At 37.6% G+C, this 24,182-nt stretch carries 14 protein-coding genes and 10 pseudogenes; 9 read left to right on the forward strand and 15 right to left on the reverse strand.

Features of this window, described 5'->3' with window-relative positions; translation table 11 throughout:
• Positions 1–265 precede the first annotated feature (265 nt).
• From clpX to BTN50_RS10830, 5 genes and pseudogenes are all read right to left on the reverse strand, one after another.
• Positions 266–1,546, reverse strand: coding sequence for an ATP-dependent protease ATP-binding subunit ClpX (gene clpX / locus BTN50_RS02235; RefSeq protein ID WP_096618874.1), 1,281 nt, complete (start codon positions 1,544–1,546; stop codon positions 266–268).
• A 138-nt stretch (positions 1,547–1,684) separates the two neighbouring features.
• On the reverse strand, positions 1,685–2,308 hold the full coding sequence (gene clpP / locus BTN50_RS02240) for an ATP-dependent Clp endopeptidase proteolytic subunit ClpP (RefSeq protein ID WP_096618875.1): 624 nt from the start codon (positions 2,306–2,308) through the stop codon (positions 1,685–1,687).
• Between the two features lie 113 nt (positions 2,309–2,421).
• Positions 2,422–3,717, reverse strand: coding sequence for a trigger factor (gene tig / locus BTN50_RS02245; RefSeq protein WP_096618876.1), 1,296 nt, complete (start codon positions 3,715–3,717; stop codon positions 2,422–2,424).
• A gap of 415 nt (positions 3,718–4,132) precedes the next feature.
• Positions 4,133–4,573, reverse strand: a pseudogene (locus BTN50_RS11995) (IS5/IS1182 family transposase); the annotation flags it as partial.
• Between the two features lie 52 nt (positions 4,574–4,625).
• Positions 4,626–4,830, reverse strand: a pseudogene (locus tag BTN50_RS10830) (IS5/IS1182 family transposase); the annotation flags it as partial.
• A gap of 238 nt (positions 4,831–5,068) precedes the next feature.
• On the opposite strand from BTN50_RS10830, the gene galU reads away from it, so the two are divergent.
• The 5 genes and pseudogenes from galU to BTN50_RS02270 all read left to right on the forward strand — a co-directional run.
• Positions 5,069–5,908: a UTP--glucose-1-phosphate uridylyltransferase GalU gene (gene galU / locus BTN50_RS02250; protein WP_096618877.1), complete on the forward strand. Its 840-nt coding sequence runs from the start codon at positions 5,069–5,071 to the stop codon at positions 5,906–5,908.
• A gap of 183 nt (positions 5,909–6,091) precedes the next feature.
• Complete coding sequence (gene uvrA / locus BTN50_RS02255; RefSeq protein ID WP_096618878.1) at positions 6,092–8,920, forward strand: excinuclease ABC subunit UvrA; 2,829 nt, start codon at positions 6,092–6,094, stop codon at positions 8,918–8,920.
• A gap of 412 nt (positions 8,921–9,332) precedes the next feature.
• Positions 9,333–10,240, forward strand: a pseudogene (locus BTN50_RS02260) (IS5 family transposase).
• Between the two features lie 480 nt (positions 10,241–10,720).
• A complete protein-coding gene (gene aroC, locus BTN50_RS02265; RefSeq protein WP_096618879.1) occupies positions 10,721–11,806 on the forward strand; it encodes a chorismate synthase in 1,086 nt (361 codons plus the stop codon).
• 182 nt (positions 11,807–11,988) lie between these two features.
• Positions 11,989–12,193: pseudogene (locus BTN50_RS02270) on the forward strand (transposase); the annotation flags it as partial.
• A gap of 69 nt (positions 12,194–12,262) precedes the next feature.
• Here BTN50_RS02270 and BTN50_RS02275 read toward each other — a convergent pair.
• A pseudogene (locus BTN50_RS02275) lies at positions 12,263–12,999 on the reverse strand (IS5 family transposase); the annotation flags it as partial.
• A gap of 796 nt (positions 13,000–13,795) precedes the next feature.
• On the opposite strand from BTN50_RS02275, the gene BTN50_RS02280 reads away from it, so the two are divergent.
• Together BTN50_RS02280 and BTN50_RS12000 are read left to right on the forward strand one after the other, a co-directional pair.
• Positions 13,796–14,353, forward strand: a complete 558-nt coding sequence (locus BTN50_RS02280; RefSeq protein WP_096618880.1) for a hypothetical protein — start codon at positions 13,796–13,798, stop codon at positions 14,351–14,353.
• A gap of 308 nt (positions 14,354–14,661) precedes the next feature.
• Positions 14,662–14,973 (forward strand): annotated as a pseudogene (locus BTN50_RS12000) (transposase); the annotation flags it as partial.
• Positions 14,974–15,632: 659 nt separating this feature from the next.
• Here BTN50_RS12000 and minE read toward each other — a convergent pair.
• The 8 genes and pseudogenes from minE to BTN50_RS12005 all read right to left on the reverse strand — a co-directional run.
• Positions 15,633–15,896: a cell division topological specificity factor MinE gene (gene minE / locus BTN50_RS02290; RefSeq protein ID WP_096618881.1), complete on the reverse strand. Its 264-nt coding sequence runs from the start codon at positions 15,894–15,896 to the stop codon at positions 15,633–15,635.
• Between the two features lie 3 nt (positions 15,897–15,899).
• On the reverse strand, positions 15,900–16,712 hold the full coding sequence (gene minD, locus BTN50_RS02295; protein WP_096618882.1) for a septum site-determining protein MinD: 813 nt from the start codon (positions 16,710–16,712) through the stop codon (positions 15,900–15,902).
• A 19-nt stretch (positions 16,713–16,731) separates the two neighbouring features.
• Positions 16,732–17,394: a septum site-determining protein MinC gene (gene minC / locus BTN50_RS02300; protein ID WP_096618883.1), complete on the reverse strand. Its 663-nt coding sequence runs from the start codon at positions 17,392–17,394 to the stop codon at positions 16,732–16,734.
• 365 nt (positions 17,395–17,759) lie between these two features.
• A pseudogene (locus BTN50_RS02305) lies at positions 17,760–18,578 on the reverse strand (transposase).
• A gap of 152 nt (positions 18,579–18,730) precedes the next feature.
• Positions 18,731–19,571 (reverse strand): annotated as a pseudogene (locus tag BTN50_RS02310) (IS5/IS1182 family transposase).
• 243 nt (positions 19,572–19,814) lie between these two features.
• Positions 19,815–20,090, reverse strand: a complete 276-nt coding sequence (locus BTN50_RS02315; RefSeq protein WP_096619518.1) for a YcgL domain-containing protein — start codon at positions 20,088–20,090, stop codon at positions 19,815–19,817.
• 301 nt (positions 20,091–20,391) lie between these two features.
• The gene (locus BTN50_RS02320) at positions 20,392–21,372 is read right to left on the reverse strand and encodes a lytic murein transglycosylase (protein ID WP_096618884.1); all 981 of its coding nucleotides are present in this window, start codon (positions 21,370–21,372) and stop codon (positions 20,392–20,394) included.
• A 162-nt stretch (positions 21,373–21,534) separates the two neighbouring features.
• Positions 21,535–21,707 (reverse strand): annotated as a pseudogene (locus BTN50_RS12005) (IS5/IS1182 family transposase); the annotation flags it as partial.
• A 131-nt stretch (positions 21,708–21,838) separates the two neighbouring features.
• Between BTN50_RS12005 and BTN50_RS02325 the strand changes: the two are divergent.
• A pseudogene (locus BTN50_RS02325) lies at positions 21,839–22,555 on the forward strand (IS5 family transposase).
• Between the two features lie 87 nt (positions 22,556–22,642).
• Here BTN50_RS02325 and BTN50_RS02330 read toward each other — a convergent pair.
• Positions 22,643–22,807: a transposase gene (locus BTN50_RS02330; protein WP_096618885.1), complete on the reverse strand. Its 165-nt coding sequence runs from the start codon at positions 22,805–22,807 to the stop codon at positions 22,643–22,645.
• Between the two features lie 342 nt (positions 22,808–23,149).
• Here BTN50_RS02330 and pflA point away from each other — a divergent pair, with 342 nt between their 5' ends.
• Positions 23,150–23,890: a pyruvate formate lyase 1-activating protein gene (gene pflA / locus BTN50_RS02335; RefSeq protein WP_096618886.1), complete on the forward strand. Its 741-nt coding sequence runs from the start codon at positions 23,150–23,152 to the stop codon at positions 23,888–23,890.
• Positions 23,891–24,182: the final 292 nt, after the last annotated feature.

Here is a 24,182-nt window from a genome sequence, read left to right on the forward strand (position 1 = left end):
GTGCTTACGACACAAGATAATCTTGCGACACCGTTCGTATTCAATGAGCGGTTCCACTCATCCCACCAAAAAAAGAGTAATTTTAGGTAATGAGGTTATCCACGTAATTTAGCGGTCAGTTACCAGAAGTTATGCAGTTCAAATTAACATTGCAAAACAAGAGTTCACAAGGCCACTCCCTCTTAAGCGAAGGGCCTTAAATTATAACTCTTTTTTATGATAAATTATTGGTTAAATAAATAATTCACCCTATAATTTAAATGTATTATTCCGCACCAGCAACTTGATGTGTAACTGCTTCATAAATTAACAACGGTTCAGACTCACCTTTAATCACTGATTCATCTATAATTACTTTTATAATGCCCTTCGCTGAAGGCAAATCGTACATTGTATCCAACAAGACCGCTTCGACAATAGATCGAAGACCACGAGCACCTGTTTTACGATCCATCGCTTTCTTCGCAATTGCGGTCAACGCGTTATCACGAAATTCCAGTTCTACGCCATCCAATTCCAGTAATGCAGCATACTGCTTTGTCAGTGCATTTTTAGGCTCACGCAGAATCTGCACTAGTGCATCTTCATCCAACTCGCTCAAAATTGCGCTTACTGGAAGACGGCCGATAAACTCTGGGATTAGGCCATATTTTACTAAATCTTCAGGCTCTACCTTGCTAAATAAATCACTCAACGTCGATTCTTGGTTTTTTGAGCGTACTTCAGCACCAAAACCAATCCCGCTGCCTTTCCCTACGCGTTGATCTACAACTTTATCGAGCCCTGCAAATGCGCCACCACAAATAAACAGTATTCTAGAGGTATCAACCTGCAAAAACTCTTGCTGAGGATGTTTACGTCCCCCTTGAGGTGGAACAGAAGCGATAGTACCTTCTACGAGCTTAAGCAATGCCTGCTGTACACCTTCACCGGATACATCACGCGTAATAGATGGATTATCAGATTTACGTGAAATTTTATCAATTTCATCGATGTAAACAATGCCACGTTCAGCTTTGGCTACATTATAATCACATTTTTGAAGCAGTTTCTGGATGATATTCTCAACATCTTCACCCACATAACCAGCTTCAGTCAATGTGGTTGCATCAGCCATAGTGAATGGCACATCTAGAAAACGCGCTAATGTCTCTGCAAGCAGTGTTTTGCCGCTACCCGTAGGTCCGATCAGCAAAATATTACTCTTGCCAAGCTCAATACCATCCACATTCGTGTCACTCTTTTTAAGGCGTTTATAGTGATTATATACTGCTACAGATAACACTTTCTTAGCTTTATCTTGACCAACTACGTAATCATCAAGATGTGCACGAATTTCAATTGGTGTTGGAAGTTCATTACTGTCGCGCTTCAACATGACCTCTTTTATTTCTTCACGAATGATGTCGTTACATAGGTCAACACATTCATCGCAGATATAAACAGAAGGTCCAGCAATTAACTTGCGTACTTCATGCTGGCTTTTGCCGCAGAAAGAGCAGTACAGCAACTTACCGCTGCCACCGTCTTTTCGCTTGTCTGTCATTCGCTAACCTCTTTAGACTTTTACCCATGCTTGCCATGATCTGAGTCTACATCAACTCTACGAAAATTTCCGGAACAATAAAAATTCGACTGTTATGCAACACATAGCTCGGGCACTTAGCTATCTCAGAATTAAGAATCAATCACGTTTATCTAAAATTGAATCAACCAGACCATAATCCACAGCATCTTGTGCAGCCATGAAGTTGTCACGATCAGTATCACGCTCAATAAGTTCAAGTAGTTGCCCAGTATGCTTAGCTAGCAGTATATTCAGTTTTTGTTTGATAGTTAAAATCTCCTTCGCATGAATTTGAATATCTGAGGCTTGGCCCTGAAAACCACCAAGGGGCTGGTGAATCATTACACGAGAGTTTGGTAAGCAATAACGCTTACCTTTAGCACCACCTGCCAATAAAAAAGCCCCCATTGAACAACTTTGTCCCATACATACCGTGCTCACCTTTGGCTTAATATATTGCATCGTGTCATAAATCGACATACCTGCAGTTACTGAACCACCGGGGGAGTTAATATACAGGAAGATGTCTTTTTCTGGATTTTCTGATTCAAGAAATAGCAGCTGTGCAACCACTAAATTAGCTGTATAATCTTCTATTTCTCCTGTCAAAAAAATCACACGCTCTTTCAGCAAACGGGAATAAATATCATAAGAACGTTCACCGCGGGCGGTTTGCTCAACTACCATTGGCACTAGTGCATCCATGATACAAGACATTCTATTTTTTTCTTGAAAGCTCATAGTCTTCTTTCCCTAAAATAAATGGCCCGAATGAATTAACTTCATGCGGACCATTATTATTAGAAGAGTGGATTCTAAGTCAATTGTCCACTCAATAATTTTAGCATTTAAGCTTAAGCATGGTTCATAAATTTAGCAAAAACTTGCTTTTTTTCAGAAACTTGTGATTTGGCTAGCAATGCATCGATTGCTTGCTCTTCTAGAACTATGTTACGCATATTTTTCATCAAATACAGGTCTTTTTCGTAGTAAGAAATAACTTTAGTTGGATCTTCATATTCAGATGCTATATCTGTAATCAGTGCTAGCACCCGATTTTCATCAACTTTTAGTGCCTCAGACTCAATTACTTCACCAAGCAGAAGGCCAATAACAACACGACGTTTAGCTTGTTCTTCAAATAATTCACATGGTAATTCTGGTGTATTTTCAGTTTTGCTATCAAAAGACTGAATTGCCTGTTGACGCAAAACACTAACTTCTTGATCAATCAGCACAGAAGGTACGTCTATTTTATTTTGCTCAACTAAACCATCAATTACTTGCTCTTTTATATTATTTTTAACAGCTTGTATTAATGCGCGTTCCATGTTTTTACGCACTTCCTTTTTCATGCCGTCAAGACCACCTTTTTGCACACCAAAATGCATTACAAACTCATCAGTAAGTTCAGGGAGGGTTCGCGTTTCAATTTTATTCAGTTTAATATCAAATTTAGCTGTTCTACCTTTCAGTGTTTCAGTGTGATAATCTTTTGGGAAGTTCACTTCCAGCATAAATTTTTCACCTACTTTTTTACCAACTATACCATCTTCAAAATCTGAAACCATGCGACCTTGGCCCATAACTAAAACAAACCCTTCCGCTTGATCGCCTCTGAATCCTTCATCATCAATAGAGCCGATAAAATCAATTGTTACACGACTATTAGCTTCAGCTACTCCGTCAACGTCAGCCCAAGAAGCTTGCTGCTTACGCAAAGTTTCGATCATCTCAGCAACATCTTCGTCACTCACTGTTACTTGTGGCTTAACAACTTCAATTTTATTCAAATTTTTTAATGAAATTTTTGGATGAATTTCAAAGGAAGCTTTGAAGACAAGGTCTTTGCCTTCTTCAATATCTACTGGTGTGAATATTGGTACGCCTGCTAGGTTTACTTTCTCTTTTATTATTGCTTCAATGAAATAACGCTGCATTACTTCACTCATCATATCATTACGTACAGCACTACCATACATACGTGAGACCATCTTCAAAGGCACTTTACCTTTACGAAACCCATTGAAACGATGATTTTTAGCAATATTACGCAATTCAGTAGCCACTGCACCTTCAATGCTTGCTGCTGGAACAGTAATTGTTAGGTGACGCTCTAGGCTTTTTGTAGTTCCAACGGTAACTTGCATTGTATTGTTAACCTCAAAGCTAACTCAGAATAATTGAGTGGTATTGCCTAATTTCTTCCGGTAAGACTTCGATACTACAGCTAACCATGCACTATAGCACCTATGAATCGGAATATAGATGATAATTGGTTTGTATTTATATAACTTCAAAACATTAGGGCTCATTTTTATAATGTGTACCATTTTGTTGAGTCTGAAGATTCAAATTTTATTTTTTAAGTTTTATTACTATATTTCTGTGAAATTGGGGCGGGAGTCAGACTTTCAAGGGTAATTGATGAAAATATTTGAGACTATTTTTTAATACGTTAATACTTCTATCAATAGAACGATTAAATATCACATTAATGAGACTCTGTCTCCTAACCCGCTTTTAGATAACAAATCTCCATATGACTAACTATTGTATGATCACTTATATTTTAGGCATACCTAAACCTATCAATTTATTTAATACTTTTATCATACGTAGGTTTTGCCAATCAGGGTATTGTAATCCCTTAACCTTAATGTCCCTTCGAAAAATTTTTTTAACTTTAAGCATTGCCGTTTCTGATAGGGGATGTTGTATGGTAACCATACCTTGTTTTATAATGCTTATTTAAATCGTATAACTTTTGGTAACTGAACCTCTAAATTACGCTAATAACCTCGTCCTCCCCCAAAGTTAATTCTCTTCTTGGGAAATGACTGGAACCGCTCGTTTAACACAAAAGGTTTCGTAACATTATCTGGTGGCGTAAGCACCATCACCTGATATGGCGTTAATTCTACGGTGGGTCTGTTTGAACAAATTAGGTAACACTTCATCGTCAATCACATTTGATACACTTCACTCAGCAGCAATGATTTCATGGGCTTTATTTCCTAATCCACGTTCAAATCATAAATCCCAGCATGATTAACGATTAAACAATTGCTTTTATTTTAGCTATACCTAGCTCGAACAGCTTATTTAACTCTTTTACCATGGCGTAGGTTTAGCTAATCTGAACATTATAATATCTTAAACTCAATGTTCCTCCCAGAAATTTTTTTGACTCGAATCATTGTCGTTTCTGATAGGGAACGTTTATTGTAACCATACCTCGATTTACAATGTTTATTTGAACCAGCTTTGCAGGCTTGATAACCTTAAAACTAACCTACACCTCACGCATAACTAAGGTACACTGAGTAGATTCCTTGTTGTGAATATGAAATTAAATTCCTAAAATTTGTTAGCCTACTCAAAGTAAAAAAATGATTAGGCTTTTAGCCTATTGAATAGTGCAATTCCATACTGAAGTAACCCAATAATTTATCACTGGTTAATGGTAATATTTTGAATGTAAATAAGTGAGAATACTTGATGATTAAAAAGTGCCTTTTCCCAGCCGCTGGCTATGGAACTCGCTTCCTTCCTGCGACAAAATCAATGCCTAAAGAAATGATGCCTATCGTTAACAAGCCATTGATTGAATACGGTGTTGATGAGGCAATCCAATCTGGCATTGCCGGCATGTGTATTGTAACAGGCCGTGGCAAACACAGCTTGATGGATCACTTTGATAAAAACTACGAATTAGAGCATCAGATTCTAGGCACAAAAAAAGAAACATTACTGGAAGATATTCGAGCAACTATCGATGCAGCCTCTTTCACTTATATTCGCCAAAAAGAAATGCGAGGCTTAGGTCACGCAATCTTGACTGGACACGATTTGATTGGTGATGAAGCATTTGCCGTAGTACTGGCAGATGACCTTTGTATCAACCCAAATCAAAGCGTACTCGCTCAAATGGTTGCGCTATACAAGCAGTTCCGTTGTTCTATTGTAGCAGTGGAAGAAGTACCTGAAAATGAAACGCATAGGTATGGTATTATTTCCGGTCAAGAAATCAAAGATGATTTGTACCGCATTGACAACATGGTAGAGAAGCCAGAGTCAGGTACAGCCCCAAGTAACCTTGCTATTATCGGACGTTACATTCTAACCCCTGATATTTTTGATATTCTTAAGAATACAGGACCGGATAAAAATGGCGAAATTCAAATCACTGACGCTCTGCTAACGCAAGCACAAGACGGCTGTGTGTTAGCATATAAATTTAAAGGTAAACGTTTTGATTGCGGCAGTGTTAAAGGCTTTATCGAAGCAACAAACTACTGCTACGAAAATATTTACCTACAATCAGATACTCACAGTTAGCCAAGCATCATAAAGTGCTAGCGAATATCTCTTGCATTTTACTGCGCTAATTTTTACTCATGGTAGACACCAATAAAGCTGTACACTTATACAGCTTTATTCTTTTCCATCACTCCTATCTATGGGATACTCCATAACTTAATTATTTCATCAGACGACGCACTGACCAAAGGCAAGGTGGACATGGATACGATCAACGTTAGAGGAGCTCGCACTCATAATCTTAAAAATATTAATCTAACCATCCCACGAGACAAATTAATTGTCATTACTGGTCTATCTGGCTCTGGTAAGTCATCACTTGCATTCGATACACTGTATGCGGAAGGTCAGCGTCGCTATGTAGAATCTCTGTCAGCCTATGCTCGTCAATTCTTATCTTTAATGGAAAAGCCTGACGTTGATCATATTGATGGCTTATCTCCGGCTATTTCCATCGAACAAAAATCAACATCTCACAATCCACGTTCTACCGTCGGCACCATTACTGAAGTATATGATTACTTACGTCTTCTTTTTGCACGAATAGGCGATCCGCGTTGTCCAGTCCATGATGTTACACTGGTGGCGCAAACAGTCAGCCAAATGGTGGACAAAGTATTAGAGTTCGAAGAAGGCACCAAACTAATGCTTCTAGCCCCAATAGTCAAAGAGCGTAAGGGTGAGCACGTTAAGACACTAAAAAATTTGGTAGCACATGGTTTTATACGCGCACGCATCGACGGTGAAATATGTGATTTATCCGATCCACCAACACTAGAGCTTCATAAAAAGCACACTATTGCCGTGGTAGTTGATCGTTTTAAAGTCCGTGGTAATTTACAACAACGCTTGGCCGAATCATTCGAAACAGCACTTGAACTTACCGGCGGTACTGCGATTACTAGTCACATGGATAGTGATAGTAATGACATGGTGTTTTCAGCCAATTTTGCTTGTCCTCATTGTGGATACAGCATGCGAGAGCTTGAGCCTCGTCTCTTTTCATTCAACAATCCCGCTGGGGCTTGCCCTACCTGCGATGGCTTAGGTGTTCAGCAATATTTTGATGAAAACCGCGTTATACAAAATGTAGAAATTAGTCTTGCTGGTGGCGCCATTCGTGGTTGGGATCGTCGTAATTTTTACTATTTTCAAATGCTTACATCACTGGCAGAGTACTATACTTTTGATATCGAAACGCCATGGCAAGCTTTGCCTAAAAAAATTCAAGATGTCATTATGAGCGGCTCTGGTACAACTGAAATTACCTTTAAATACATTAATGATCGAAATGATATCACAGTACGCAAACATCCTTTTGAAGGAATTTTAAATAATTTAAATCGTCGTTACCATGATACAGAATCAGCCGCTGTACGAGAAGAATTGGCAAAATACATTGCAAATAAACCATGTGGTAGCTGCAAAGGCTCTCGTCTACGTGAAGAAGCACGATCTGTGTTTATAGCTGACACCAATCTTCCGACCATCTGCGAGATGAGCATTCACGAAGTCCTTCAGTTTTTTTCATGCTTAGTACTAGAAGGTCAACGTGCACAAATCGCAGGTAAGGTCTTAAAAGAAATTCATGACCGTCTACGTTTCTTAGTCAATGTCGGTCTTAATTATCTCAGTTTATACCGCAGCGCCGACACACTATCAGGTGGTGAAGCACAGCGTATTCGTCTTGCTAGTCAAATAGGAGCAGGCCTTGTCGGTGTGATGTATGTTCTCGATGAACCATCTATTGGCCTGCATCAGCGCGACAACGAACGCCTACTGAGCACACTAACTCACCTTCGTAATCTCGGTAATACCGTCATCATCGTTGAACACGACGAAGACTCCATTCGAGCTGCGGATCACATCATCGATATTGGCCCAGGTGCCGGCGTGCATGGCGGCTATGTCGTCGCGGAAGGAACGTATGCAGACATTATTAATAATGACGCATCGTTAACAGGGCAATATCTCAGTGGTAAGAAACGAATCATACTACCGAAGCAGCGTGTACATTATAACCCAGAGAAAGTGGTAAGATTAACTGGCGCAACAGGCAATAATCTCAATAGCGTTAATCTAACCTTGCCTGTGGGTTTATTTACCTGCGTTACTGGTGTATCTGGCTCTGGTAAATCAACTCTGATTAATGATACATTTTATCGAATCGCATACCAAAATTTGCACGGTGCAACAACTGACGAGCCAGCACCGTTTAAAGATATTGAAGGCATCAATCACTTTGACAAAGTCATTGACATTGACCAAAGCCCTATAGGCCGCACTCCTCGTTCTAATCCTGCAACCTACACAGGCATTTTTACACCAATTCGCGAACTTTTTGCGGGTACGCAAGAATCACGAGCACGTGGATATAAGGTAGGTAGGTTTAGTTTTAACGTAAAAGGTGGTCGCTGTGAAGCATGCCAAGGAGATGGTGTCATAAAGGTAGAAATGCACTTCCTATCAGATGTTCACGTACATTGTGACATATGTAAAAGTAAGCGCTATAATCGCGAGACCTTAGAGATTCGTTACAAAGGAAAAAATATCAATGAAGTGCTTGAAATGACTGTAGAAAATGCACGTGAATATTTCGATGTCGTACCCGTCATTGCCCGTAAATTGCAAACATTAATGGATGTGGGTTTATCTTACATTCGCCTTGGTCAAGCGGCAACAACACTTTCTGGTGGTGAAGCACAACGCGTAAAGCTGGCTAGAGAGCTATCAAAGCGCGATACAGGGAAAACATTATATATTTTGGATGAACCAACCACTGGCCTTCACTTTCATGATATTCAGCAGCTATTGACGGTACTCCATCGCCTACGCGATCATGGAAATACTATTGTGGTGATTGAACACAACCTAGATGTAATTAAAACGGCTGACTGGATTATTGATTTAGGTCCAGAAGGTGGAAGTGGTGGTGGCCTTGTTATAGCGGAAGGTACACCAGAAGATGTTGCAAAAGTGAAAGAATCACACACTGCTAACTTTTTAAAGCCTTTATTGAAAATAAAATAAATGAGCCGATATTCTCGGAAATAGTTGTAAACATAATTCCTGACTATCAAAGGTGACTAGTCAACCGCTAATAAAACCAGAACTTATCATACTGGCTATATTATTTCTACTGTGTTTGCCACTCAATTAAATTTTTTTGTCTATTTTTAGCATTCAGTACCCTCCCTTTTCTTTATTACTTTTATTTATTGCTTCAACGATTTATTTTGGCTTACAGAAACATGCTCATCAACATCAATTTAACGCTACATGACTCACAGGTTGGCCAGCCCTCAGCACCTTATTTTTTTGTAATTTTATCCTTTTATCTGCATGCCAAGTTCAATATAGCAATAGCTTTATTTCTTAAGTCAGGGAACTCAATTATTAATTTACGCTCCTAGATAGCTAGGTCGCTTGAATATTCAAATCTATAGCCAAGCTTCGCTATAAAACAACCAACTGGAAGAAGTATAATCAAACTTTAATCAATCATGGTTCACTAACATTCTGGATTAATGAAGAAGCCATTTTGCTATGGAATTAAACTAAGCAGGGTAATAATGAAAGATCTCGTTTATTTAACGACTTAGCCATTACGATAGTCCTCATGGCTAAAGGCGTATTTTCAATGCCGTTGAGAGGCCTATAACAATTTATTAACTTTATTTAAAACTTGCTCAAAGGCTTTTGTCATACCCTCACTATTCATGCATTAGCAAGCGAATCCAAATGGTTAACATCATGTTCAAGGCGAAAAATAAAGGAAGCGTTCAGCACTTAGCCATTAATTTTACGGGGCTCAAAGTCTACGATGAAGGAAAATGGAAAGTAAGAAAGCATGGTACGGATGGGAAGCCGCAAGTCTAGCATAAGTTACATTTAGTAATAGATATAAATACACATTCAATCGTTGCTGCTTAGTTAAGTGCATCAAATGTAACTGACGATGAATTGCTACCTAGCTTACTCAAACAAATCTGCTGAACAAGCAATGAAATATCAGCTGATGGTGCTTATGACACCAGACAATGTTGCGCAACCGTTCGTATTAAGCGAGTGGTTCCACTCATACCATATAAAAAAGAAGCAATTTCTTAGAAATGAAAGCATCGACGTAATTTGGTGGTCAGTTACCAGAAGTTATACGGTTCAAATCAACACTGTGAAAACAAAGTATGGTTGCCATAAACGTTCCCTATCAAAAAAGGCAACGTTTCGCGTCAAAAACTACTCTGAAGGACATTAATCTTAAGAACTCACAATGCTCTGATTAAAGAAACCTACGTAATGACAAAAACATTAAATAAACTAACTCGGCTCAGTATGCCTACAATATAAGTAATCGTTTAGTAATTAGCATATGAAAATTTATTATTTTCAACTCGTATTATATAATAAATCTCATTCACTTTACAAATAAACGCGAGTTACTAAATATCCAGAATAAGCCGTAGTTATACCGCAAGAGTAAAAATTTTTTGAACAATAAATAATCGCATGAATGCTGATGCGCAGCGCTCGAGACTAATCGAGGATATTAGCATTGTTTATAACAAGTGTAACTATCTGCTTTTTTATACTCTGTTAACAAGTTTTGTAGGTGTATGCTTGGGTAACTTAAAGACATAACCTCTTTAAGGTCACAAATAAATAATAAAATAAAAGTGTTCCAACTTACATCTTTAAGTTGATTGAATATACAAGATCATGGATGTGACCCCACTAAAAAGCATTTGCTGTTCCCGCGAACTTATGCTTTATTAACTGTGATGCTGCAAAAACTGAAAATACGCAATTAGTATAAAAATAGAGAAAATCATGGCAGGCAATACAATTGGTCAAATTTTTAGGGTAACCACATTTGGGGAGAGTCATGGATTGGCATTAGGCTGTATCGTGGATGGTTGTCCACCAGGGCTCGACATTACAGAAGCTGATCTTTACGTTGATTTAGATCGCCGGCGTCCGGGGACATCTAAATACACTACGCAACGTCGTGAAGCTGACGAAGTAACATTTCTTTCAGGCATATTCGAAGGACAAACCACGGGTACCTCCATTGGTATGATCATTAAAAATACCGATCAACAATCGCAAGATTATTTAAAAATCAAAGATCGCTTTCGCCCAGGCCATGCTGATTACACCTATCACCAAAAATACGGATTACGTGATTACCGTGGTGGTGGGCGTGCTTCTGCACGCGAAACCGCAATGCGTGTTGCTGCTGGTGCGATTGCAAAAAAATACCTCAAACAAGAATATGGCATTGAAGTTCGTGCATATATGTCACAAATGGGCGATATTACTATTAATCAGACAGATTGGGGTCAAACTAAACAAAATTTTTTTTTCTGTACTGATGCCAACAAGCTGGATGCACTTGATGCATTGATCCGTCAGCTCAAAAAAGACGGCGATTCAATAGGTGCAAAAATAACAGTTATTGTAAAGAATGTGCCTGTTGGTTTGGGAGAACCTGTATTTGATCGCTTAGACGCTGATCTTGCTCATGCATTGATGAGTATCAATGCCGTGAAAGGCGTAGAAATTGGTGATGGCTTTAACGTGGTTAATCAACGTGGCAGTGAACACCGAGATGAATTAACACCAAAAGGCTTCAAAACCAACCATGCTGGTGGTGTGCTAGGTGGAATTTCATCCGGTCAAGATATTATCGCGCACCTTGCGCTTAAACCAACATCAAGCATCACAATCCCTAGTGAAACCGTTAATGTAGACGGTGAAACGGTAGATATTATCACTCGAGGTCGCCATGATCCGTGTGTAGGTATTCGAGCTGTGCCCATAGCAGAAGCGATGGTAGCCATAGTCCTGCTGGATCACGCGCTTCGTCATCGAGCGCAGAATGCAGGCGTAAAAACAAAGACGCCGAAGATCTAGCGTCTAGTAAATAGATTTTAGAAATAAAAAGTTTTATCATCTGTTTACATGACTTTGTTTCCTAAATCAGGGAACTAAATTATCAATCTACGCACTAAACAGCTAGGCTCATTTTGATATTCAGATTTATGAACAAGCTTCTCTACAAAACAACTAATTGGAAGTAATATAATCAAGCTTTAATCAATAGTGACTCACTAATATTCTAGGTTCAGGCAGAAGCCATTCAGCTACGGAATCAAAACTAAGCCTGGTAATCATGGGAGACCCCGTTTATTTAGCCACTTATCCAAGACACCGGCCCTTATGGTTAAACGTGTATTTTCAAGGCCGTTAAGAGATCTGCAAGGGTTCATTAATTCTGTTTTTCAACTGGCTCAACTACCGTATCATGAAATAAGCCTCGCTAATCTAAACGTAATGATTTCTTCAACTTAATGTCACTCCCAGTAATTATTTGACTCGAAACATTCCCGTCTCTGATAGGGAACGCTTATGGTAACCATACTCGTTTTCCAATGCTAATTGGAACCGTATAATTTCTGATAACTGATCGCTAAATTACGCGGATAACCTCGTTCCCCAAAAAGTTGTTTTTTTCTTGATAGGATGAGTGGAACCGCTCGTTTAATACGAACGGTTCCGTAATATTATCTGATATCACAGGCACCTTCGGCTGATATCTCATTGATTTTCGATAATCTGTTTGAATAAGCCAGGTAGTTTTTCACCGTTAGTCACATTTAACGCACTTAGCTCAGCAGCAATGATTTCATGCGTATTTATATCTGTGCTAAATACAACTTGCTCCGGGTTCTCAGTTTTCCATCAATATCATGCTTTTTTGCTTTCTATTCCCCTTCACCGTAAACTGTTAATCCCGTAAAATTAATGGCTAAGTGCTGTATATTTCCTTTATTCTTCGCCTTGAACGTGACGTTAATCGTTTTAGTTCGCTTACTAATGTGTGAATAGTGAAAGCATAACAATGGCAGTTAAGCCAGTTTGAAAAGAGAATCCATGAATCCTTGCAGACCTCCCAATGGCATTGAAAACACGCATTGAACCATGAGGGCCCGCGTGACGGCTAAGTCGCTCAATAAACGAGGACTCCCATGATTACCCTGCTTAATTTTATTCCATCGTTGAATAGCTTCATCTTCAATCCAAAATGTTAGTTAGCCATGATTGATTAAAGTGTGCTTATACTGCTTTCAGTTAGTTATTTTGTAACGAAGATTATTCATAGATCTGAATATTTAAGTAAGCCTGACTGTTTATAATGTTGATTGAAAATTTAGTTCCCTTATTTAAAAACTAAAACTAGTTACCATAAACCTTTCCTAGCAGAAACAACTATGGTTCAAATTAAAAAAATTACTTGGAGGGACATTGAGTTTAAGAGATCGTAATGCTCAGATTAGCGAGATTTACGACATGGTAAGAGCGTTAAATAAGCTTAGGTATGCCTAAAACAAAAGCGATTGTTTAACCGTTAATCATGTTAGGATTTACTATCTGAACTAGGATTAGGAAACACAGCCTCTTTCATGAGCAGTCACATCAGACCTTGCTAATTGTAGTATACATGGGAACCTCCCTTGAAAAAATTATTACTTACGGTATTGGGTTGAATATGGAAATTATTTTGTCAAAAATTCAGCATGAGTTCTTAATATTACGCTTCACTATTTTCCTCCTTATAATCCAAATTTCCACCAAATAGAGTGACTATGAAAGATGATGCATAAACAGCCAAAAATAAATGCTAAATTTCGGGTTATGAATCTTATATCTTCAAACCGATTAATATATTTTTGAAGTAAAAAATAACTATTGACTCTACATAACGTCATGCTCATGCTCACATTTTAAATATATTATGCATATTTTTATTAAATAGCATCTTACTAAGAACTATGCTGTTGTTTCGCAAAAGTGACTACTATTAAAGTACGCTTATACATTACATTCAACAAGAGAACTTCCATGCACAAAACTAAGATCGCTAGTATTTTACTAGCAGCTGCATCATCTGCGGCCTTCTCTGCCGTAACTATGGCAAATATGGGCACTATGAGTAACTTCAGTTATGATTACTTCGAAACGCGCATTGGCATTAGCCCTGTTACTTACGGCATTGGTTTTAGCACTGCAATTCATCCAAACGCTCATATTCGTTTAGAAGCCGACTCAGCATTCAATAATGATTTTGATACAACTGCCGGGATTGGTTTTCATGCGCCTGCCAATAACTGGGCTGATGTCTATGGTGAATTATGTCTTCGTAACCTTAAAGCTCGTAACCGTTTCACCGGTGACACTAAATTTGGTGTTGAAGTCAACGCAGGTATTCGCCAGTGGTTAAGTCCACAACTTGAAGTTGGCGGCGAGCTTGGCCACATATCCATTAATGAAGAAAACGACATCTTTGGTTCAGTCTTAGTGCGTTTCCATGCAACCGAATTATTTGCTATCAGTGCACAATTACGTTTCAATGAAGCATATAATGAGCAAGTTATATTTAGCACCCGCTTTAAATTTTAATTTTCATTAAACACCAAACAGAAAAAAGACCTCTACAATAGAGGCCTTTCTAATTCAACCCATCACATGAAATAAATCAGCATATATACATAGCATTATTACAAAATTTTTAAAAATTATATTTACATTATCCTTTAAATATAATCAAGTTATTCATGGATAAAATTGCTCACATATAGACATATTACATACGTTTTCGTCTGCCCTTTTCTGAGCATTTACCATGATGCAACCTTTACAATCGTGGCTCACTAGCATGTTGAATTGATGAAGAAGCCATTTAGCTATGAAATAAAACTCAGCGAGATCATCATGAGCGGCCTCGTTTATTTAGCTCCTTAGTCATTCCTTTTGTTCTCATGATCAAACGTTTATTTTCAATGCCATTGAGAGATCCGCTAAGATTCATTGATTCTGTTTGCAAACTTGCTCAACTGCTGTTGTCATACTCTCACTATTTATGCATTAGCAAGCGAACCAAAATGGTTAACGTTGCGTTTAAAACTCAAACTAAAGGAACTATCCAGCTTTTAATCATTGACTTTACAGGGCTTAAAATTCACGATGAAGGTGCACAAAAAATAAAAAAGCATGGCACTAACGGGAAACGTCGTGTTTAATTTAAGTTATATTTAGTAGTAGCTATACATACGCATGAAATTATTGCTTCTAAATTCAGCTCCTTAAACGTGACTGATAGTGAAGTGCTCCCTAAACTTCTCAAACAGACCTACCGAAGAATCAATGAAATAACAGCCAATGGTGCTTACAACACAAAATAATGTTACGAAACCGTTCGCATTAAACTAACGGTTCCACTCTCTCACCAAAAAAAGGAGCAACTTATTGAAAACGAGGTCATCCGCATAACTTAGTAATCAATTGCTATAAGTTATACGGTTCAAATAAGCATTAAAAAATGAGGTATGGCCACCATAGACGTTTTGTATCAAAGATCTCAATATTTTGAATTAACAAACTACTCAGAAGACATTGAGCCTGAGGGAGCACCATACTCAAATTAACGGAACCTACGCCATGATAAAAGCTTTAAATAAGCTGATAGGGCTAGGTATGCTTGTGTCTAAAACGCAAGTAAACGTCTAATAGTTCATTATGTTAAAATTTGTTCTCTAGACGTAAATTAGGACATAAAGTCAATCTACAACATAACCACGGATTATTAAGCAAGCAAGAATCTTTCATGCTTACGAGTATACATGACCGTTTTTCACTTATGCACAGTCACTTCTAAAAGTTACTGTTCGGTCATTTTTGTTTATTTATCTTCGTCTGGCAACGTTACGTTCAATTCCAAGACTGAAATATCATCTGCGCGTTGTTCTAGTGCCACGGTAATTTGCTCCGGTGATATGTCTACGTACTTGCGGATAACGTTTAAAATATCCTGTTTAAGCTGGGGTAGGTACGTAGGTTCAGGACTTCCTGCGCGCCGGCGCTCTGCAACAATAATTTGTAAACGCTCTTTAGCCAATGAAGCAGACGATTTTTTACTCGGACGAAAAAATTCCAGCAATGCCATAAACTATCCTCCAAACAGTCTTTTGAGAAATCCTTTTCTTTCTTCTTCAAGGAAGCGAAATGGACATTTTTCGCCAAGTAAACGACGAATCGCATCACTGTAGGCTTGCCCTGCATCTGATTCTTCATCTAGAATAACAGATTCACCTTTGTTTGACGCGTGAAGAATCGAAGGGCTTTCAGGGATCACACTTAGCAACGGTATCCGTAGGATTTCTTCTACGTCAGACACACTTAACATTTCACCTTGATTCACCCGCGCAGGATTATAGCGAGTTAATAGAAGATGTGTTTTTACAGGTTCTTCTCCATTTTCTGCGCGACGAGATTTTGAATCCAATATACCAAGAATACGGTCTGAATCGCGTACAGAAGACACTTCTGGGTTGGTCGTCACAATGGCTTCATCGGCAAAATACAAAGCCATTAGAGCACCTGTTTCAATACCTGCTGGTGAATCGCAAATGATAAAATCAAAATCCATTGCTTTTAGATCATTTAATACTCGGCTTACACCGTCTTTAGTAAGTGCATCCTTATCACGTGTTTGAGAAGCCGCTAGGACGAAAAGGTTATCGCTGCGTTTGTCTTTTATTAATGCTTGATGGAGATTTGCTTCACCATTGATAACGTTGACAAAGTCATACACCACGCGACGTTCACAGCCCATGATAAGGTCCAGGTTACGTAGGCCAATGTCAAAATCAATAACAACCGTTTTTTTTCCATACTGAGCGATACCAGTCGCGATTGCAGCACTTGACGTAGTCTTGCCAACGCCGCCTTTGCCAGAAGTTATTACGATAATTCGTGTCATTCCTCAATCCTTTGGATAGTTAGAGTGTGAGCGGTTTAATATTTAATGAATTATTTTGAAGTGAAATTGTAACTGGTCTAGACGCATATTCCTCACTAATGGTTTCACTTAACCAATATGTCCCAGCAATGGCAACAAGTTCAGATTGTAAATTTTGGCAAAAAATATGTGCTTCTTTTTGTCCACTTGCCCCAGCAATTACACGCCCACGGAGTATGCCATAAATATGAATGCTACCATCGGCAATAATTTCAGCTCCTGCATTGACGTGATTAAGTATCACTAAGTCTGCGTTTTTTGCGTAAACTTGCTGACCTGAACGGATAGGCGTCGTGATTACTTTCGTTGGAGTTTGAATTGGGTCGTTAATACGACTTTGTTTAGCTGGCACCACTATTGCTAGTCCTGCTTTTTTTGTAGCTTCTCTAATTTTATTTTGTTTACATCCTGTAATTCCTACAACCAACATACCACTTTGTGCAATGGTAGCTTTGAGTACGTCAAAATTTGGTTGACGATGCAGACGAGAAATATCAACAATCACGGGAGCACCATCAAAAAAAGCAGGCGCTTGGCTGACTTTTTTTGACAACATATTCATCGCGCTAGTAAGATCGTCGTCCAGTAAATGAAGCACGGAAAGTGTAAATGAACTACCTTTAAGTTCAGATTGTTTTGTCATTATGCATTATCCAGCTAACACAGATTTAATTGAGTTATATCGAGCATTATTTTTTTATGATGTCCCACGGTAGTAATTCGTGCACATTTTAATTAAGCCACCTCGTCTTGAAAAAAAACGTAAGGAGTAAAGTTATAAAGCATACTAATAAAAATTATCATCAAAATATCCTTAGTACAAAATGATTTATGTGCATTCCCAGGCAGTACCTGCATGATATATTCCTGAAAACATTGCAGCAAGCGACAACGAGAAATGTTACTATTTTATTAAGCTTTAGTTCCTAACTCGAGTTAAGAGAACAAGCCACAATATGGAAACTATTAGACGATCACTTTTATTTTAGGTATATATAGCCCTGTTAGCTAATTTAATACTATTAACATTGCGGAGATTACGCCAATTTAGGAGTTGTAATCCCTTAGGCTTGGTGTCCCTCCAAGTAAGTTTTTGACTCAAAACATTGCCGTCTTTGATAGAAAAAGCTTATGGTAACTATACCTCATTTTTCAATATTGATTTAAACCGTATAATTGCTGATAACTGGCTGCTAAATTACACTGATAACTTCGTTTCCAATAAGTTACTTTTTTTAAAAAAGATGAATGGAACCGTTCCTTTAATACAAATAATTTCATAACACTATCTTGTGTCGTAAGCACCATCGCCTGATATCTCATGGATTTTTTAACGGATCTGTTTGAGCAAGTTAAGTAGCACTTCATGGTTATTCACATTTGATGAACTTCACTCAGCAACAATGATTTCATATGTATTTATAGCTGCCGTTAAATGTAATTTGTATCAAACTCGACATTTACCGTCAGGGCAATGCCTTTTTATTTTTTATTCGCCCTCATCGTAATCTCTTAGTCTCGTAGCATCAATGGCTCAGTACTGTATGCTCTTTTAGTCTTCGTTTTTAAACGCGACGCTAATCTTGTTGGCTCGCTTGCTAATGCATGAATAGTGAGGACACAACAACGGCAGTTGAACATGTTTAACAATGAAAACCATCGTAATGAATAGGTAACTAAATACATTAGGTCTCCTATTCTTACCTTACTTAGTTTGATTATGTAGTTAAATCCCTTCTTAATTAATCCATAATCTTAGTGAACCACAATGATTAAAACTTAATTATGCTGCTTCCAATTGGTTGTTTTGTAGCGAAACTTATCCATAGACCTAAATATTTAAGTAAACCTAGTTGTTTAACAACGTAGATTAATGAGTTAGTTCGCTGCTTTAGGAAACAAATCCGGAGAGACATTAAGCCTAAGAGAGGATTTATTTTTTTAATTCAGGTTCAAATAGTAAATTCCAACATGATTCACTATGAGATGATCACTCCCGTTATAGGCATACCTAATTCTATCAACTTATTTAATGCTTTTATCATGCCGTAGATTTCGTTAATCAAAGCATTGTGATCCCTTCAACTCAATGTCCCTCCGAATAGTTTTTTTGACTCTAAATATTTCCATCTCAAATAGGGAGCATTTATGGTTCCTATACCTCATTTTTTAATACTTATTTGAACCATATAATTACTTATAACTAACCGCTAAATTACACGAGTGAACTCGTTCCCCAAAAGTTGATCCTTTTCTTGGTTGTATGATTAGAACCACTCGCTTAATACGAAGGGTTGCGTAGCATTGTCTGGTGTCGTAATCATTATGATCTGATATTTCATTGTGCTTCGGCAAAGCTGTTTGAGCAAGTTAGATAGCACGCCACAATTCAACACACTTGATGCACTTAACTCAGCAGCAATAATTTCACACACATTTATATCTATTACTAAATGTAACTTACGCCAGATTCAAGGTTTTTCATAAATGCCATGTTTTTTTATTTCCCATTAGTCTTCAGCACGACGTTGAACTTTTATAGAATAAATGGTCCAGTGTTGGCTGATTTTTTTAGGCTTCGTCTCAAACGTGACGTTAACTATTTTAGTCACTTGCTGATACATGAATAATAAGAGCATGACAGCGCTGTTGAGCAAGTATGACTCTAAATGGCATTAAGAACACACGTTGAACCATGAAAATCGCCGTAATAGCTAAATCGTTAAATGAACAAAATTTTCCACAATTACCTAGCTTAATTTGATTCCATAACTGAATGACTTCTACATTAGTTCAAAGTGTTGATGAGCTCAAATTTATTAAAGCTTGATTATACTGCTCTCAATTAATGGTTTGATAGTGAAGCTTGTTCATAGACCTGAATATTTAAGTGAGTCTAGCTGTTTAAAACGTAGATTGATAATTGAGTTCTCTAATTAAAAAATAAAACCTGAGTCCAATAACATAGCCCTTAAAACTTAGTTTTTCAGTCAGCATCGGTTTTGACAGAAACAACGCAGCACCAATGAAGATATCAATTAATTTTTTACCCATAACATTCCTTTAAAGTTTAGTATTGTTTACTCGAATATGTTGCATCGTCACATCTGACTGTGGTGGCAATTGCAAGTAAAAGCCGTCCACTTTCAAGCTATCACGTACTTTTGTGATATCTGCGAACGCTAATTTTTTTCTCTTATCTATATTTATCACCATGACGAACTCGGGATTACCAAATGTTGTTAGTAATTGTTCCGGCACATTAGAAAAATCGTCTTTTCGATTAATATATAGATATGTCAATTCTTTTTTATTGCTCTTATAAATTGAACAATGCATCATGTCCCTTCCGTTATATTTTTAAGATTATTATGGCTTTGTTTTTTAATTTGAATGTAGATAGCAAACCCATAATATAACGCATTAATAGGAAGAATTTAACTCGCCGTACTTACTCGAAGTTATTCAATAAAAAAACGCTTTAAGACTCTAAATCAACGAAAATGCATGACAATATTATTGGTGCCTTTTACCTTCTAATCATAACCGAAGTATTAAATGCATGATCGAAAAAAATGGTACTAATAAAAATGCCAATGAACATTATTCCCACATTAGTATGTAAGTTAAAAATCATATTTTATTGGCCTAGTTGAATGCGATCAGCAAGGTGACTTACCGCAAGTGCAAAGTAATGTGAGCGGTTCCATCTCATTAAACTTTGGTAGTTTCCATAAACTAAATACGCACGACCAAGTTCGTCATCTGGTTGTATAAGCCAAGCATTAACATCAACTGCAGGCAATGCACCTGTACTTATTGTTTTAATACCTAAAAATTGCCATTCAGCTAATGATCTTGCTTTGTCATGACTTAACCCTAACAAAGAAGATTCTAAATGCTTTGGTAATATAACTTGTCGTCCCCACGTATACGCATGATCCCATCCAGCCTTTTTCAAGTAATTAGCTGATGAAGCAAAAATGTCCAGTTTAGAATTCCAAATATCTTTTTTACCGTCATTGTTTCCATCAACAGCAAATGACAAGAATGAACTTGGCATAAATTGACACTGCCCCATGGCACCAGCCCACGATCCTTTCATAGAATTAACATCAATATGACCAGCTTGAAGAATACTTAATGCAGAAAATACTTCATTACGAAAAAAAATTTCACGCCGACCATCATACGCTAACGTTGTTAGCGCTTCTATAACATCATAATTACCCGTTAAAGCACCGAAGTTGCTTTCAACTCCCCAAAGTGCCACAAGAAAGCGAGGTTGAACACCATAAATATTTTCAATACGTTTTAAATCATCGTAATGCTTGTCATACAAGTATCTCGCTTTTTTTACCTTCCAATCAGGCACAGCTTGCGGAATATACGCGTCAAACGTTAACCGTCTTTCTGGCTGATTCCTATCAGCTTTCACTGCTCTTTCTCGGTAACGAATACCATGAAATGCACGTTCAATTAACACAGCATCAATTCCTTTATTCATGCCCTCTTGCTTGAGTCCAGTCACATAATTTTCAAAACTTGGTTTTTCAGCTACCGCCGGCACTGATAGAAACAACACAGCACTAATGAATATGTCAACTAATTTTTTACGCATAGCGTTCCTTTACAGCGTAGTATGGTTACTCTAATGTGTCGTATCATCACATTTAGCTGTGGCAGTCATTGCAAATAAAAACCGTTTACTTTCAAACTATCACGTGCTTTTGTGATATCTGTGAACATTAATTTTTTCTATATTCACCAACATGATTCACTATTAGACAATTACTTTCGTTTTAGAAATGTCTAGTCCTGTCAGCTTATTTAACGCTTTTATCATGCGTAGGTTTCACTAATCTTAGCAGTGTGATCCCTTGGACTCAATGTCTATCCCCGTAGTTTTTTGACTCGAACCATTGCTTTCTCTGCTAGGGAACGTTTATGGTAACCAGCTTTATTTCCTAAATAAGAGAACTAAGTTTTTAATCAACACTCTAAACAGCTAACTCACTTCAATATTCAGGCCTATGAACAATCTTCGCTACAAAACAACTAACTAGAAGCGGTATAATCAAGCTTTAATCAATCGTAGCTAACTAACATTATGGATTGATGGAAAAGCTATTCCACTATGAAATCACACTAAGCAGAGGAATTACGGGAGACCTCATTTATTTAGCAACTTAGTCATTACGATGGCCCTTACTTTTCATGCATTAGCAAACGAGCCAAAACAGTTAACGTCACATTCAAAACGAAAAGTAAAGAAAGCGTCCAGTACTCAGCCATTGATTTAACAAGGTTCAAAATCTACGGTGAAGAAAAATGAAAAGTAAAACAGTATAGTACTGATGGGAAACGACTAGTCTGGCACAAATTACATTTAGCGGTAGATATAAATACGCATGAAATCATTTCTGCTGAGTTAAGTACATTAAATGTGACTGACGGTGAAGTGCTACCTAACTTACTCAAGCAGACACGCCGAAAAATCAATGAAATATCAACCGATAGTGCTTATGACACCAGATAATGTTACGAAACCGTTTGCATAAAAAGAGAGGTTCCACTCATACCACCAAAAAAAGGAGCAATTTTTGAGGAACGAGATCGTCCACGGAATTTAACGATCAGTTACCAGAAGTTATACGGTTCCAATCAGCGTTGTAAAACGAGGCATGATTACCATCAACGTTCCCTATCAGAGACGGCCATGTGTCGATTTAACAAAATTACTCGGAGGGACATTGAGTTTAAGAGATCATAATGCTCAGATTAGCGAACCTTACGCATGGTAAAAACATAAAATAAGCCAATGAAACTAGGTATTCTTAAAATAAAAACAATTGTTTAATCATGAATTATGTGCAATATGCTATCTGAACTCAGATTAGGAAGCAAAACCTCTTGAACGTGACGTTCACCATTTTGGCTCGCTTGTTAACACATGGATAGTGAGGGCATGACAACAGCAATTCAAAAAATTTACAAATAGAACTAATAGATCCTTGGAGACCTTTCAATAGCATCCAACATACACATTTAACCATGCAAACCGTTGTATTGTAATACAGTCTCCATGATTACTCGGCTTAATTTGATTCCATAGCTGAATAACGTCTACATTAACTCAAAATGTTAGCAAGTCCCGATTGATGAAAGCTAAATTAAACTCCAAAGGTTAGTAAAATCTACGAAATAATAAAAGCATTAAGTAAGTTAACTGGGTTCAGTTTGCCTCAAATGAAAGCGATCGTTGAATACTTAATCGTGTTAAAACGTACCATCTAAACTCGAATTCGTTAAATACAAAAAGGGATATTCGCTTTAGATAACCACCAATCTGTAATAAAATTACACGTCCTTTTTATAATAATTTTTTGGAGAACCTCATGTCAGTGAATGGTCATATCCACTCTATTGAATCTTGTGGTACCGTTGACGGCCCTGGAATTCGCTTTATCGTATTCCTGCAAGGTTGCCTAATGCGCTGCAAGTACTGTCACAACCGTGATACATGGGATCTCGATGAAGGACAAGAGATGAGTGTTGAAGAAATAATGAAAGAAGTGGTAACGTACCGCCATTTTATTAATGCATCTGGTGGCGGTGTAACTGCTTCAGGTGGCGAAGCTATTCTTCAACCTGAATTTGTTCGCGATTTTTTTCGCGCAGTGCAAGCAGAGAACATTCATACCTGTCTTGACACTAATGGCTACATTCGTAAACATTCTAGTATTATTGATGAAGTCTTGGATGCCACGGATCTTGTTATTTTAGATCTCAAACAAATGAATAACAATATTCATAAAAATTTGATCGGCGTCTCCAACAAACGTGTGCTAGATTTCGCAGACTACTTGCATCAACGTAATCAAAAAACATGGATCCGCTACGTGGTAGTACCCGGTTACACCAATGATCAAAAATCAGTACATCTTCTCGGTGAATTTTTAAAATACATGGATAATGTCGAAAAAATTGAAATGCTGCCGTACCATCAACTAGGCGTCCACAAATGGAAAGCTATGGGCCATGAGTATGAGTTGAAAGACGTCAATCCACCGACAAAAAACACTATGGAAAACTTGAAAAATATTTTGGAAAGCTATGGTCTAACAGTTGTGTACTAATTAACCACTTTTTACTAAAAACCATCAGCTCCTTTATAGTTACTAGCTTAAGATATAAGTGCTCAATAAAACAGTCAGACCCTATTTAATATTACTCAGACCAATATATTAAGGCATTCTACTCAATCAACTTAAAGAGGCAGCTTGAGTACCTAAAACCTATCATGCATTCTGGCATCGAAAATGTATCCAATTGTAGAAAGAGTTATAGTAAAAAATTAATTAATCGTATTTATAAAACAACGTTGACTTTTAAAATCAGCTGGGTTTCTTAACGGCTCATTCATCATCT

Source organism: Candidatus Enterovibrio altilux (genome assembly GCF_002381345.1).
In the GTDB taxonomy this organism is placed as follows: Bacteria; Pseudomonadota; Gammaproteobacteria; order Enterobacterales; family Vibrionaceae; genus Enterovibrio; species Enterovibrio altilux.